Source organism: Cytobacillus sp. EB106-05-05-XG126 (assembly GCF_058791715.1).
In genome coordinates this window covers 466,842-481,033 of record NZ_JBYTDU010000001.1, presented here as the reverse complement: position 1 = coordinate 481,033, position 14,192 = coordinate 466,842, and the positions used below count along the sequence as shown (strand labels likewise).

The following is a 14,192-nucleotide window of genomic DNA, read 5'->3' as shown; positions in this document are numbered from 1 at the left end:
TCCATTCCTTAACCAATAATGCTTTCTAATATGCTTTGTTCATCATTTGAAATCCCATATATGTTAAATGCCAACTGATCAATTTCAAATTGAACTTCTTCAATTTCTTGTTTATTTCCATTTTCACTTAATAAACTAATCATTTTCTTAACGGTTTCTTCCATTCGATTAACCTGTTCCCTGTTTCCCTTTTTTATCGGTAATTCTCTTACATCAGTAACAAGAATTTTAGGAAACAGTCCTTTTTTAGCTTTTGGTGATGTTCCATAATTATAAATAGCAAATAAGCTAGTATTAAGTAAACCTAATATATAAAATAACGATAATTTCCCGTCTTCTCTTGGAATTATATTAATAATGCTAGGAGTATTATAAGACTCTTCTTCTGTATAACCTGCGTTAAGTCTTCCTGTTTGCTTATTAACAATTTCCCGAACTAATACCCTAGGACCGGTAAAAAACCTTGGCTCTCGTGGAGCAGCTAACCAACTACCATAACTAATCCAATTCTTCCCACTCCATTTAACTAAATAACTTTTAACATCTTCACCTTTCAATTCAGGTTTATATGTTTCGTCTATTGGATGGTCTGAATGCCAAATTCTATTTTTAATTATTTCTTGTGAGTGACCTCTATATTTATCATATGGAATTAGCCCTTGACTCACATCAAAATCCTCTTTTAGTGCTTTTCCTCTTGAAATGAGTTTCTCAATAAGGTTCTCTTGTTCCTCAGAAAAACGCATCATAAATAACCATTTTTTATCATTTTTCTGTAAATCTTTAACACTTTTTTTGTTTTTATAATAAAACCTTTCGGTATCTGCATCAAAGTTAAAATAATTTACATTATAATTTTTCACTATCGATTTAATCCCGTATTTAATTACTGTTCTTACCTGTGCTTTTTTAAACACATTAACTTCGGTTAAATCGTATATTCCATCTAATGTAGAAGAGGTAATGATTTCTTCCCTAAAACTACCTGCGTAAACGTTGAATAAAAAAGTGTTAGTTGTTATATAGCTTATAATCCCATTAGGTTTTAATAGTTCAAGACCCCTTAAATAAAAATACTGAGATGATTCATAATCTGCTACATTTGGATATTTTTTCTTTAAGAAGGCTTTTTCATAACTGTTAAATCCAGCCCCATATGGGGGATTTCCAATAATTATATCAAAACCTTGCTTTTCAAATACTTCTGGGAAGTTTAGTCTCCAGGAAAATAAGTTCCTATTATTTAAACGTTCTGACACATCCCCAAAATTGAAAATCATTGATTTTATTAAATCACTTTCTAATTTTTTTATTTCCTGTTCTAATTGTTTCTTTTCAACTGTGGCATGAAAAAAGCTATTTTTTTTATAAATGTATTCATCTATTAATGTATGAAGGTTATTTTTTTCCTCAAATAACGAGGCTTGTCCGTAACCTAATTTATCAAACTCAACATCTAAATCGGTACCATCTGTTGAAGAGAAAAGACTGTTCCCTTGAATAATTTTGTACGAGAGATTAGGTAATGGTTTAACCTCTTCAATTGATTTAGCATTGTATTCAACTGCTAGTGATAACCAGAGTCGTAATCGAGCGATATCGATTGCCCCTTCTTCTCGATCAACACCATATAGATTCTCTTTAATTATTTCTTTTTTTGTGTCTGAAATATTGACTCTAGACCCATAAGAGTAAAACGAGATTTTACGCAAAATTTCTACTAAAATATGGAGCATCCCTAAAATAAAAGCACCTGACCCGACAGCTGGGTCACATATTTTCACTTTTTTTAGTTCCAATAAAACCTTTGATGCTTCATTTCCTGTTAATTTATAGACAGAACAATCTCTAGTTTCGGTTCTATGATTGTCTATTATAATTTTTTTTGTTTTTGAATATAAATTTTCATCCTCAACATGAAGAATTAGGTATTCCACTTTTTCGTAAACTGTCTTTTCAAACTTATCACTAAGATGTTTAATTAATGTATTCTTACACATTTCATTAATTATATTACGCGGGGTATAAAAACTTCCCGTACTTGAACGCTCTTCCTCGATAATCATATTTTCAAAAATTCTACCTAGTAGCTCTGGATCGACAGCAATATCAGTGTCATAACCTAAGTCTTCTCTTACAGTAAAGTTATACTTATTTAAAAGGCTCTCGAACAAGTTTTGGAAAACTTTATTCTCAATTTTTATGTCCTTATTTATCTCATAATTTGGATTAGCCTCGAATAACCCGCCATTCAGGTAAGGAATTCCATGAAAATTTTCAACTATTTCTATATCATCTAAAACAGGCTCATAATTTTCATACAACTCTTTCGCTCTTTCACTTCTTGTATTTTCATTTAATAAGCTAGGTTCAGAAGGGGTATTTAAGCATTCAAAAAACAAAGGTTTTAAAATATCTTGAAAATAATTCTTATCATTTAATAAACAGTAATGAAACCTATCATATAAATAATTTTTAACACCATTTAACCACCCTTTTTGTTGAACAAAGTATAAAAAAATTAGCCTGCTAACAACAAGCAGTGCATAGTTTTTTTTATCTTTGTTTGTTTCTAACCCTTCGATATGCTCTGTGAAATTTTCAATTTGAACTTTAAATTCTTCGAAGAATCTATTTGTTACACGCTCAATATCAAAAGCATCTTTATGTATTTTAGCAATATCGAGATCATCAATTATATCTTTTCCAGTTAATTTTAAATCAGATAATATTCTATTGTCGGTTGCGGTTAACCTGTTTTTTTCAATCCTTAAGCGTCTAATTTTTATTTTACCATCGTTGTCCCTATGATAATGTAGGAACACAGTATTGTTATAAACCTTGTCGGTAAAAATCAAAAGATTATAATCAAAAGGGTTTCGTCTGTAAAGTCGGTGGGCTATTGTATTCATTCGTTCCGTCTTTAAGTCTTCAATTTCAAAAAGCCATATATTAAAATCATCGGTATTACTTATAAGATGTACATTCATTAACCAATCATACGTAAAGTCTAGTTTTGCCTTGTCGAAATTAAAAATGGAGTTATCTTCATAACCGACACTTGTGAAATACTTTTTTATACTTTCCTTATTTTGTAATTCAATCATCATATACTTTCCCCCAAAAGACCTTATTAATATAAATATATCATATCTATTATTTACCTTCTCATTTATCATAAACATATCAATAGGTTAAATAGCTTGATTTATACTGTGTCTTTGAAAAAGTCCTCCTCCAATATTATTTTCAAATTAAAGTCATTATTCAGGAAAAACGAGTGAGGCAACCAGAAGTGTTAAAAATCGGAGAATGTACTGATGATAATCAGCATAAAACCGAACTACAACAATTCCCCCATTACCTAATGCCTCCACTCATTATCATTTATAACAAATCGTTTTCATCATCCTCGTATGGCTCGGATACAATTTCACAAAAGGCAATAACACCTCCAGTGTTTTTATTGCCACCATCCGATCTCCAAATGAACACCTTATCCCCAACTTGTACCTAATCCAAAAATTGCTTATGCCGTATATTCCAATCTAGGACTTCATTTTTTTCTGTATATGTATCTACTTCAAAATTGTTTCGGATTGCCTTGAAAAATCCAGGTCCCCATTTGCCATTCCCTCCCTAAAAAAATCTCAACATACCGTTCATATGGTAATAATATACCAGTTAACCTGTTCAAAATTAAGAGGGGTAAAAAACTCCCCCCTTTCAGTTCCGCCACTCTTAACCCCACTTGACCTGAAGATGAGCCAAGACCCAGGGACGTCTCTGCCAAAAATTACATTCTCCGACGGCAAAATCAATAAAGATTACGCATTAATTTAACAAAATCCCAAAATTCAATTATTAATTTGAATTTCCAGAGTTTTCTTTTTGTTTGAAATATTTCATGTAAAATATAAGTAAATATGTAAAAATGGACTTCAGAGAGGATTGATAAATATGGGAGTACCCATCTCCAATTATACGGTCTTAAAGTTTTTGGCTGACGGTGTAGAGAAACAAAAAATTAATCTGCGAAGCTTTGAGATGGAGTTAGCTTAAGATGCAATGGAAAACTACAGTACATTTGCTTTTATTATTCATGACCCAAGTGTACATAAGGACTTTCACGATTTCTTTGAGAAACAGTTTAAAAGTTTACATTATAGTTCTGGGGAGCACTTAGTCTTTTTTGGTTTAGTGGATTCACCCCAAAAACACTGTCTGGTCGGGAAAAAACCTTTCTATAAGGATGTACGGGAAATGGTAGAGTTGTATGAGGAACAACAAAAGGATTCAAATTATTATAGCTATTCAGCTTTTGCAATCGCCAATAGCTTAGGGATAAAACCGGAAATGTTACCGGCTATTGTTATCACACATGATACACGATTAAGTTCCTATCGCTGGTATAAAACCTGTCCTGACAAAATAGAAATACAGATGAGCAGGCTTACAGGTATTTCAAATGAGATGCATATTTTTAAGAATAATGAAAAAATAGATTTAAATGAAAAACAAACTATTTTATATCAATTGCTCGATGAACAAGAACTTGATCTATGTTCAGGTATGGGAACAACAAATCTAAATGAAAGCATGGCAAGGGCCTTATCTGATTTAATGAGCTTTCTAATTGAAACGGAAAAAGATCCTGACTTCATTAAAGAAAATCGTAAAATTCTTCAAATATCAAACAGACAAAAAATGAATTCCCTGCAGGATGCTTTTAATAGCTTGGAAAAATTAAAATTTACTCTTAATGAAGTGGATATTGATAAAGTTGGCAATCATGCCACGTATCCTTTGATTGAGGAATTAAGCATTAACCTTGCCATTAAATTAGCACTTTTAAAAAAGAATAAGGGCAAACAAAATCCTGAATCTTTACCCATCAATAACGATTGGTTTGAAAACCATTCTTTACATCTACTGCAAACCGGGTTGGATGTGGCGGAATTTCTGCAAAGAGAGAATAATACATTAGACTATTCAGCCAGTGCCATTTGTTTAGCCAAAATGTTCGAGCAGGAGATTAATTATTCCATCGTACATTGGATACGCAAACATAATTCAATTGAACTTCCAAGATATTTCAACCTACACCAGCCAGGAGTTGATGCTTTAGTAAAACCAAAATTCTCTTCTGGAAATAGCGGTTATCCTGTGGATTTTAACAAAAGTAAAAATGGTTCTTGGCAGCCTCCTGAATTAGGGAAAACAAAAACGATTGTAAAATTTAATATTACTACTGATGATTGGATTTCTATCGGAATCAATCAGTCAAGAGAGTTTCTCATAGAGTGGGATGAAATAATTAAGGTTCGAAATAAAGCTGCTCATACAGAAATAGTTTCTTTAACGGATATGAATTCCTTAAAAAATTCTCTTACTATTTTGGCAAGAAATACAGTCCTTGAAAAATTATCAGATTTAAAAAAGGAGTATAAAAATACTGCTGCACATTATTAGAGGGGATGTTGAAGTATGATAAGTCGCAAAACAAGATTGGAAGATGCACTTTTTAAGAGGGGCTTTTTAATAGGTACCAGTGGGATTAGCTTTACACTCTCTAAAGGCAGCCATCAAAATGACAAAGATGATTTATCTCGTATACTAACAAAGTTAAATATTAAACATACTTGGACCGACGAAACCCTATCTGTCGAAGAACAAATTAGTGATAAGCAATACCAGGACATAATACTCTGGCCAGCGAGAAACCATGAAGCAGACACATCTATGTCACACGGATCATGGAGGAATTTCACACGAAGAAAACACGGTCCTAAAGCAAGATCAATCACACTTGAATCTGGTGTAGCCAGTTTAGTCAAAGCATTAAGCACAGTTGGTATTAGCACAGTTTGCAGCTGTGATGGCCATGGCCGAGTGAGGCCGAAAATAGACTTTGCCAGCTATCATAATGCCGTATGGTTCGAATATTTAAATGAAAAATACTTCGGGAATCTTGAACTTAACTATTCATGGAAAATAGATTTTCACCCACATAACTTAGCTTTTTTAACAGCAAGCGGGAACAAATACGATGTTCTATTGCTGCAAGAAGATAGCTCAAAAATGGCAGACATTTTACTTGTTAATGATGAAGAGATACGCCAACTAAAATTAAGGTTTTTTTTTAAAAACAAAAAACCTACGAAGAGACTATTAGTGGGTAAAAATTATGAAACAACTAAGAGTATAATGGAAGAAATTATGGCCAATTATTAAAATACCAACTCAATGGTCATCATATTGAGTTTGAATTTTATTGTCAAGATGTACCAATCTTCCAGAGGTTGGCACTTTCTAGCAACAAAAGGCCTGCTCAGAAACTTTAAGCCTTTTTTGAGCAGGCATTATTTCATTAATTCCTCAGTGATCCTCTTTCCTCCATCTTTTTGCTCCACAATGAGTACTCTCTTGCATAAATCGGCAGGCATATTTCTGTGTCAAAATTGTATTTTTCTACAACATGATATTGGTTCATTATGGTTGAGCCGTAAAAGATGGAGATGGTAATTTTGAAATGTTGTTCCAGTTTCCTCGCTCTTTCTCTTAAAATCTCCAGTCCTCTTTCTTCTGCATCTTCATAAAGTGCCAAGTGAGGTTCTAATTTGTTTGGTAAATGTTTACTAGCCAGGCGAATTAACTCTTCGTCCTTCATAACATACAGACCAATCATGAGAAAGGCATCTTCTAGCATATTTTCAATCGTTGGAATCCATTGAGCAACTATTTTATTGGAGTTCTTTTTATTGGAGGATAAATCTGCTGAGACAAGAGTCCATTGAGCAACGCCATTTTCGGATAATAACATAGAGTACCTCGGGTTAATGCCTCCATCATATGGATGTGCATTGCCTATTAATATTTGAGCTGTCATTGTACTCATTAAACCATCTCCTTTTTAGAAAATTTCAATTCAAGATTTTTCATATAACCAAGACTCAGAAAGCCTTTTCCGCCGCGGATAATTTCTTCCATATAGTGGGCAGGCGGGATCGATTCCTCTTCTTTTTCTACAACCACAAATGTTAAAGCATCTTGTAGTTCCTTATCCGCCATTTTTATTTGAACCACTGCCGGCCGGTAACAGCCTGAATTCACTCCTTCTCTTTTGTACAAGTAAGAGATGGCTTTAGGTGTAATCTTATATACTTTTCCTTCGACATCAGCTTCTGGCTCTTCTACTATGTCGGCCCTGCCACCGTCAAATGCTTTTCTGGAAAAGCAGAGTTTATATCTATTCAAAATGCCTTGGCCCATAACATTTTTAAAATGATGGATGACCCTTGCTTTTTTAAAGCGGGCATCATCCATACAGCTTCCATAAGCAAAATATAGGATGTTTCTTTGATTGAGCAGGCGGTATACCTTCCAGTCGCTCAATTCTATTATTTCTTTTAAAATGTGTGTCTTTTTCTTATCCATCACGTACACAAGAGCTTCTTTTTCTCCTAGCTCCGTGTAAACTTTCTGGGTATGTCTATCATAAAGATTATCTAAACCTTCACCGGCAAAACCTTCAAGAGAATCAATCTTTGCCAGCTGCATATCACTTATTTCATATAATTCGCCATATACCTTGCCTTCCTCATGAATGATCATGGCAGGATAACCGAAGCCGGTATCAAAAAGCATTCCGTTTGTCCATGCCTGCTGCGCTATACAGGTTGCACCATCTAATAAAAAATGATTGCCTTCGTTTTTTCTCAAAGTTCCATATACAAAAATCAGGTTTTTATTTTCCACCAAACCACTCCTTTGCTTTTGTTAATCAAAGTATATAAAAGAGCGGTCACCTGAAAGTGACCGCTCTAAAATACACCTTTATTTAAGGAAATGATGGAAACAGTTTTTGATGAAGTCCATTTATAACCTTGGCGAGGCACTGTCAGAATAACTTCTGAAACAGGCTCTTCAAAGCAATCCTGAAGTTTTTTCCTTAAGCTGCTGATAAACCTCTTTACAATCTGTGGATTATTGCTCTCACTCCACAACGCTTCTCTTAATTGACTATTCGATTTTACCTGTCTGCTAAGAATCAGTTCTCTTAATAGCTGAGCTTCCTTTCTTTGCAGATTAATTTCACACTTTGCAATAAACAACGGGTGATCAGGCTCACGAAGATCAAGTACTGGATACTCCTTGGATCCAGATTCTAAAATATCATATGCTTCGTTTTCACTTATATGTTTCAACTGCTGATCCTGCGTATGTATTATATAAGGTTTATGATTGTCTTCGGGAAGCTCAGCCATTTGTGCTCTTGTTAATTGAAACTCTGTTGAGTGTTCATGAATTTTATCAAGACTTTTTGCTTCCTGATATAGGTCTTCGGCTTCATCGATTTTATGTATTTTATGAAGACAAACGGCACTCGCCAGAAGACCTCTTATTTTTTGCTGCTTACTTAAATCTTTCGTTTCCAGTGCCTCCTGAAGATACTTCAGTGCATCACTCCAATACTCATCCATGAAATATATGTACCCTAAATGATACTTTGCCTGTCCTTTCTCAGGATCTATCTCAAGGATGCTCTCAAACAGCTCTTTTGCTTTGCGATAATTCTCATAACGAAGTTTTAAATCCGTTGCATATTCCATGAGGTACTTACCTAGCAACAAACGGTAATATGTCTCTTCCGGGGAAAGTCTTGATAAATTTCTATAGATTTCTATCATCTTTGAATACCAAAGTTGCTCGTCAATGCTGCCCTCTTTATCAAGCCAGGCTTCTTCTTGTTTATGCCAGTAACCTACGTTCTTAGTCATCTTCCTCCGCCTTTTTATATTATTTTAGGTCCCTTATTTTATTTTTGTTGTCGGCCAAGAAAAGTCATTTTTATAATAATGTTTTTTTAATTTTGCCAGGTCGTATTCCCATTGGGAAATTGCGTAACTGAATTTCTTCTCTCCATTTTTCTGTCCTTTTCTAAGTTTTACATTTTGAGCAATTGTATAAGCCACCTTCTTTAAACCGATTTGCTGAACTGCCTTTTCAAGGTAAACCCACCTTTTTTCTTTAGATAACCCGGTTATCTGATAGCCAACTTTCTTTAATTCACTCTCTTCATTAAATGTAGAATTCTCTTGCAATGAAGATGATGTATTACCCTTTACTTCTGTACTTGGCCATGAGAAAGAACTAGAATTATCTAATAGGCGAGTATCGATATAGCGGTTCTGGCCTATTTTAAATTTAATAGCCTGAAATAATCTGGGAGTAACATAAACTTTTCCCATCCTATTTTGGGACAAGACTTTTACAAAGGTATAGATTGGGGTCCCTTTTAGTGAAGCGTCTTTATAGACTGCAAGGTCTACCCATTCTTCTTGCAACTTATAATTTGTACCAGGAACTATTTGTCTTTCATTTGGCAATTTAGAAACAAAGCTTATTTTCCTTACTTTTTCTGTCACCATATTCCCCTGCTTGCAATTTATAACTGCTTTACTATTGCTTCTTACTTTAGTCAGCTTCTTATTTATTCGTTTATAAAGGGATTTAAATATCACATTTTGTTCTTCGTTATCAAAACGGTTAATTTTCTTTTTTAACACATTTATTTTATCAGCTATACTCACTGGGTCTGCTTTTCCATCAAACATATCTTTGTATAAAAAATAAATTTTCATTTCGGGTTCAGTATTTAGTTTAAAAGGGAAGTGTACATCGAATGCCTTTAAGCATCTATTTTCTAATCCATGGTTAAAACAAAGCCAAAATAATTCAATTAAGGATTTCTCGTCCATCCTCTCTTTCGAAAATGGCCATTCTTCAAGGATATTTTTTAAATAATCTCTTTCTGCCGGTACTTTAAAAGCCGAATATATTTTTGCTAATTCAATAATATCGCTATGTTCCTTGATGTCTAAAAATCTTCTGTTTAGCAACTCGCTATTTTTAGATATAAATGACTTTACTTCTTTATTATTAAACGATTCTTTAAAATAGTTTAAAGCTGCTTGATACAATCCCGTCATTTTGTTTATATCCTTTGATTTAGTCAAAAACATACCAAGCAATACTTTATTTAATCTTCTAATCTCATTTTCACCCAATTTATTGAAATCTTTTTTTAAATTGTTAAATATTAATGAAACAAACTTATAGTTGTTTTCTTTATTATATTGTTCCAATAATTCTATTTGTTTTTTTATCCTTCTTGAAACACTCAAATTTTGAATTGACTCTAAAAATAATTCACTTTCATTATCTTTTGCTGCCTCATTACTCAAAATTTGACGGGACATTAGTTCATTTATTTTTAATTCTTGTTCTTTAATTTGATTTTTAGATTTTAAAATTTCATCTAAAAGTTCAAACTTTTCAGCTTCTAACTTTTTTATTTTTATTTCATACTGTTTTATTAATTGATTTATCTGCCTCTCGAATGTACTCATGATACTTTCTTTTGAAATTTCTTGAGTCTGTGTATCCATTTACTCCCCCACCATTTCTCTATAACTAATTCAATATTACCAAATTGTCAAATAATTCAGCAATCAAAATTAAATAGGAGGATTGGAATCAAAAAAAAAAAACCATTCTACAAAAACCAGCTGCCATGGTCTGGAATAATACAAAAAGAACAGCCCCAGTCAGGGCTGCCCTCCAATCAACAAATAATAAACGTCGCTATAGAATGCTCCGGAAGAACCACCAACATACTTTTTCCCTCAATAGATATAGACACTTCTTCTTCGCTATCATTCTCATTCATCAAAACCGCCACCGTTTCACCATTAATATTCTCAAAGGCGGTGGCCAATATAAAGTTATTCGATGCCTGGCTGCCTATTCGTCTGGCTCCAGGCTTAATGAACTTGCTGAAATGACCAGTATAATAGTAGGAGCTGTTATAATGAACCTCATCCTTCTTCGTATCCACAATCACTGGCGCATCGCAATAGTTCCCGACATGATTCGGTCCGCCTTCTTCATTCAGCACGAGATTCCAGTCAATCCATGCTTCAAGATGATTGTTCAAGTCGCCAATGATGTTTCAACCATACCGCTTACCAGTATGCCATTCGCCTGGCTGAGGACCGCCTTCTATGCACCCTTCTGTGAAAATTAAGTGCTTGTCAGGGAATGCATCGTGAACCCTGGAAAGATTCTCAAATTCCTCAGACACATACCAATGGACTCCCGTTCCCCACACATATTTAGCAGCTTCTGGATCGGACAGGACGGCTTGGGCTCTGTCGAAAATGACATCCCGATTATGATCCCAGATGATAATCTTCACATCACCATGGCCATGTTTCTCAAGGGATGGACCAAGACAGTTTTTGATGAAATCCCGTTCTTCCTCACCTGTGTACAGGCAGGAGTCCCAAACCTGCCTCGCTTCAGGTTCATTCTGAATGGTGATTCCCCAGATGGGCACCCCTTCTTCTTCCATCGCCGCTATGTACTTCTAATTATACCGTCCCTATGTGATTCAAGATTACTATTTATTAAACTCAAGCCCTCGTTAATAAGTACATTCTTCTACAAAGAGAACAAATATATGTCGTTCGAATACGCAGTATCGTTGTACTGCGTAGCAACCCACTTCATAATTTGGTCACTAACTTAATCCACTTATAACCATCCAGCATTTATAACAGAATTTTTAGTAAGTATATTTAGATATAAGAGTCTACTTTTTGGGCTGATCAAGTGCTTGGTAAGCTACCTGATACTTTCCTCCATCCGCAACTTCTGAATGGTACAAGGCCTTGAGGGCATTGTTTTTCTCAAGACCATGCTCAGCCTTCAGTTCTTTAAAGCGTGTATGGAGTTCTTTATTTTCCTTAATTAGTTGTTGCATTTGCGATTTTAAATACTTCAAAATATTTAGCTCCTTTCTGAATCTCTAAGTTTAGCTTAAATTTTACGTGAAATAACCTGTTTAAAAAGATCCCTAAATTGCTCCCGGTCTTCTGCTGTAAAAGGCTTTGGTCCCTTCGTTCGCTGTCCGCTTTTTCTAGCCATTGCACTTAAATAACGTGTTTGTAATAATTGATCAATATTTTCATTTGTATATCTAAATCCTTTATGGTGGAGGACGATAATTCCTTTTGCTAAACCTAGTGACGCAAGACCATAATCTTGCGTCACGATAATATCTCCTTTTTCCACTAACTTCACAATCCGATAATCTGCAGCATCTGCTCCAGAATCAACATAAATGGTTTTCACTCCTGATGGCTGTTCTGCATTAGAAAAATGAGAAAAGCTTGTAACAAGGATAACCGGAATTTCAAAATCCCTTGCTTCTGCAATAATAATATCTTTCACCGGACAAGCATCTGCATCCACATAAATTTTCATCTTTCCCTCCTGTTAAGAAGTTCGACTTACTATTTAACTTAATCTTTTTCAACTATAAAAGAGACTGGTGACTTTTGTTTAAAAATAATCAAGAGTTCTTCCTTTTGCTGTATTTTTCTATCCTCATATTATACTTTATAGAATTTTGTTGGCAAATGTTCGTTCAATGGCCTACAAAATAGGTAGCTAAATCATCTGCTTATATTAAATCTCTAGGATACCTTAGAACTAAATACTTGATTAGAATGTCACACATTTTATAGGTGTAAAAGAAAAAGGATAAATGAACAGGATGATCACCTGTATACATCTATCCTTTTTATACAACAAAAGACATCATTTTGACTTATTCAATAAACCAGCTTCCATAAGGGACAAATGTGGCTGCATCAGCAATTCGCAGTCCATGTGCAGGAAGATCTGTAAGGGTTCTTCCGGTGCCGGCAACTACGCTAATCTCCAGTTTGCCACCTGCTGGTCTTCCTTCAATTGCTTCATAGTCACCCTTGGAACTCACTTTTATAAAGGGAAACGAATTAACTGGTATTGCTACATTATATACTCTGCACTTATTACCAGGAATCGTTTCTTTAGGAAAAGAAGCTAACGTTCTTTCTCTAATATTACTAGCGGACGGAAGCATAATTGTGGTGGTTAAATCAGGTCTGCATTCTTCAACAATAACGCTCGCTTGAAATGATTGATTGGAGTGATTTTTAATAGTAATGACAATTCTGTCATTCACAAGGTTCCCTTGATTTAAAGCAGGGATATGAATCGGACCAGAGCTTACAGTTAGTTCTTTCCGATTTTCGCAGCTAAGCATTTTACATTCCTTCTTTCCATTTAAATGATAAATTATTGATTATTTTTTGATTTGTAATTACTCGAGGACTATAATACTAATTTATGTCCTTCTATCTATTAATCATTGACTGCTAAGGAGTACTAATTCCTAAATTAAATTACAACACCAGAAATAATCGTTCTCTCTTTTTCTGTTATTCTTCTATTTATTTAATGCAAATATCTATGTTTTGTATAAGTCATTTTCCTAGCTGAAGGCACATTTTTCGCCAAACTATCTTTTGCTTTTCTAGCTTACTCAACTTTGTATTCACTAGCACCCTACTTTACTAGCTGTTTAAAGTGTGAATTACCAGATCTACTAAAAAGGAATTTATTTGTTTACTATAAAGAAAAGGGGGGCCAGTCCGCTTTTAATCAGCGGGGATCAGGCCCTTACTCTTAGGAATAACTCATAATTAAAAACACCCTGCAAAAGGGTGTTTTTAACGTTTATTGTCTTAAGGGTCCCCGAAAAATTAGAAATCCAACCTGCAACTTATTTAAATAGCCGGGGCCTGGCCCTTTCATTCGATCAATGAATAATAATCGTCGCAATAGAATGCTCCGGAAGAACCAGCATCATACTTTTTCCCCCAAAGGATAAAGATACTTCTTCTTTACTATCATTCTCTTTCATCAAAACCGCCACCGTTCCACCATTGGTGTTCTCAAAGGCGGTGGCCAATATGCGGTTACTCAAGGTCTGGCTGCCAATTCGCCTGGCTCCAGGCTTAATGAACTTGCTGAAATGCCCAATATAATAGTAGGAGCTGTTATAGTGTACCTCATCCTTCTTCGTATCCACAATCACCGGCGCATCGCAATAGTTCCCCACATGATTCTGCCCGCCTTCTTCATTCAGCACGAGATTCCAGTCAATCCATGCTTCAAGATGATTGTTCAAGTCGCCAATGATGTTTCGGCCATACCGCTTTCCGGTATGCCATTCTCCTGCCTGACGGCCTCCGGTTGCAATTGACAAACTAAGTTTTCAAATTCATGCCTTCACAAGC

The 14,192-nt window shown here is 34.7% G+C and carries 13 protein-coding genes and 1 pseudogene; 2 read left to right on the top strand and 12 right to left on the bottom strand.

The window, feature by feature from the left end; genetic code table 11:
- Nucleotides 1-8: 8 nt before the first annotated feature.
- A complete protein-coding gene (locus AC3WTL_RS02420; RefSeq protein ID WP_492368923.1) occupies nt 9-3,110 on the bottom strand; it encodes an Eco57I restriction-modification methylase domain-containing protein in 3,102 nt (1,033 codons plus the stop codon).
- Nucleotides 3,111-3,387: 277 nt separating this feature from the next.
- Nucleotides 3,388-3,495 (bottom strand): hypothetical protein, encoded by a 108-nt coding sequence (locus tag AC3WTL_RS02415; RefSeq protein ID WP_492368922.1) that lies wholly within the window; start codon nt 3,493-3,495, stop codon nt 3,388-3,390.
- Nucleotides 3,496-4,068: 573 nt separating this feature from the next.
- Between AC3WTL_RS02415 and AC3WTL_RS02410 the strand changes: the two genes are divergently transcribed.
- On the top strand, nt 4,069-5,472 hold the full coding sequence (locus AC3WTL_RS02410) for a hypothetical protein (protein ID WP_492368921.1): 1,404 nt from the start codon (nt 4,069-4,071) through the stop codon (nt 5,470-5,472).
- A 15-nt stretch (nt 5,473-5,487) separates the two neighbouring features.
- Nucleotides 5,488-6,234, top strand: a complete 747-nt coding sequence (locus tag AC3WTL_RS02405) for a hypothetical protein (RefSeq protein ID WP_492368920.1) — start codon at nt 5,488-5,490, stop codon at nt 6,232-6,234.
- A 136-nt stretch (nt 6,235-6,370) separates the two neighbouring features.
- On the opposite strand, the gene AC3WTL_RS02400 is transcribed toward AC3WTL_RS02405, so the two are convergent.
- The 10 genes and pseudogenes from AC3WTL_RS02400 to AC3WTL_RS02355 all read right to left on the bottom strand — a co-directional run bounded on the left by AC3WTL_RS02400 (nt 6,371) and on the right by AC3WTL_RS02355 (nt 14,161).
- A complete protein-coding gene (locus AC3WTL_RS02400) occupies nt 6,371-6,898 on the bottom strand; it encodes a hypothetical protein (protein WP_492368919.1) in 528 nt (175 codons plus the stop codon).
- Nucleotides 6,898-7,758 carry a gamma-glutamylcyclotransferase family protein gene (locus AC3WTL_RS02395; RefSeq protein ID WP_492368918.1) on the bottom strand — a complete coding sequence of 287 codons (861 nt, stop codon included), beginning with the start codon at nt 7,756-7,758 and terminating at the stop codon, nt 6,898-6,900. Before AC3WTL_RS02395 ends, AC3WTL_RS02400 begins: the two co-directional genes overlap by 1 nt.
- Nucleotides 7,759-7,823: 65 nt before the next feature.
- Nucleotides 7,824-8,780 carry a winged helix-turn-helix domain-containing protein gene (locus AC3WTL_RS02390; RefSeq protein ID WP_492368917.1) on the bottom strand — a complete coding sequence of 319 codons (957 nt, stop codon included), beginning with the start codon at nt 8,778-8,780 and terminating at the stop codon, nt 7,824-7,826.
- 33 nt (nt 8,781-8,813) lie between these two features.
- Nucleotides 8,814-10,451, bottom strand: coding sequence for a hypothetical protein (locus tag AC3WTL_RS02385; protein WP_492368916.1), 1,638 nt, complete (start codon nt 10,449-10,451; stop codon nt 8,814-8,816).
- Between the two features lie 176 nt (nt 10,452-10,627).
- Nucleotides 10,628-10,900 (bottom strand): glycoside hydrolase family 30 beta sandwich domain-containing protein, encoded by a 273-nt coding sequence (locus tag AC3WTL_RS02380; protein ID WP_492369372.1) that lies wholly within the window; start codon nt 10,898-10,900, stop codon nt 10,628-10,630.
- Nucleotides 10,889-11,416 (bottom strand): annotated as a pseudogene (locus AC3WTL_RS02375) (glycoside hydrolase family 30 protein); the annotation flags it as partial. The gene AC3WTL_RS02380 and the pseudogene AC3WTL_RS02375, both read right to left, overlap by 12 nt.
- 240 nt (nt 11,417-11,656) lie before the next feature.
- Complete coding sequence (locus tag AC3WTL_RS02370) at nt 11,657-11,848, bottom strand: hypothetical protein (protein WP_048008527.1); 192 nt, start codon at nt 11,846-11,848, stop codon at nt 11,657-11,659.
- Between the two features lie 35 nt (nt 11,849-11,883).
- Nucleotides 11,884-12,330, bottom strand: a complete 447-nt coding sequence (locus AC3WTL_RS02365) for a YaiI/YqxD family protein (protein ID WP_061794443.1) — start codon at nt 12,328-12,330, stop codon at nt 11,884-11,886.
- 346 nt (nt 12,331-12,676) lie between these two features.
- Nucleotides 12,677-13,156, bottom strand: coding sequence for a hypothetical protein (locus tag AC3WTL_RS02360; RefSeq protein WP_404321947.1), 480 nt, complete (start codon nt 13,154-13,156; stop codon nt 12,677-12,679).
- Between the two features lie 555 nt (nt 13,157-13,711).
- The gene (locus tag AC3WTL_RS02355) at nt 13,712-14,161 is read right to left on the bottom strand and encodes a glycoside hydrolase family 30 beta sandwich domain-containing protein (protein ID WP_492368915.1); all 450 of its coding nucleotides are present in this window, start codon (nt 14,159-14,161) and stop codon (nt 13,712-13,714) included.
- Nucleotides 14,162-14,192: the final 31 nt, after the last annotated feature.

Bases quoted from the DNA above. Each gene is read 5' to 3' on its own strand.
- AC3WTL_RS02405 (WP_492368920.1), top strand. From the start codon at position 5,488: ATGATAAGTCGCAAAACAAGATTGGAAGATGCACTTTTTAAGAGGGGC.
- AC3WTL_RS02410 (WP_492368921.1), top strand. From the start codon at position 4,069: ATGGAAAACTACAGTACATTTGCTTTTATTATTCATGACCCAAGTGTA.
- AC3WTL_RS02365 (WP_061794443.1), bottom strand. From the start codon at position 12,330: ATGAAAATTTATGTGGATGCAGATGCTTGTCCGGTGAAAGATATTATT.
- AC3WTL_RS02385 (WP_492368916.1), bottom strand. From the start codon at position 10,451: ATGGATACACAGACTCAAGAAATTTCAAAAGAAAGTATCATGAGTACA.
- AC3WTL_RS02390 (WP_492368917.1), bottom strand. From the start codon at position 8,780: ATGACTAAGAACGTAGGTTACTGGCATAAACAAGAAGAAGCCTGGCTT.
- AC3WTL_RS02420 (WP_492368923.1), bottom strand. From the start codon at position 3,110: ATGATGATTGAATTACAAAATAAGGAAAGTATAAAAAAGTATTTCACA.
- AC3WTL_RS02360 (WP_404321947.1), bottom strand. From the start codon at position 13,156: ATGCTTAGCTGCGAAAATCGGAAAGAACTAACTGTAAGCTCTGGTCCG.
- AC3WTL_RS02400 (WP_492368919.1), bottom strand. From the start codon at position 6,898: ATGAGTACAATGACAGCTCAAATATTAATAGGCAATGCACATCCATAT.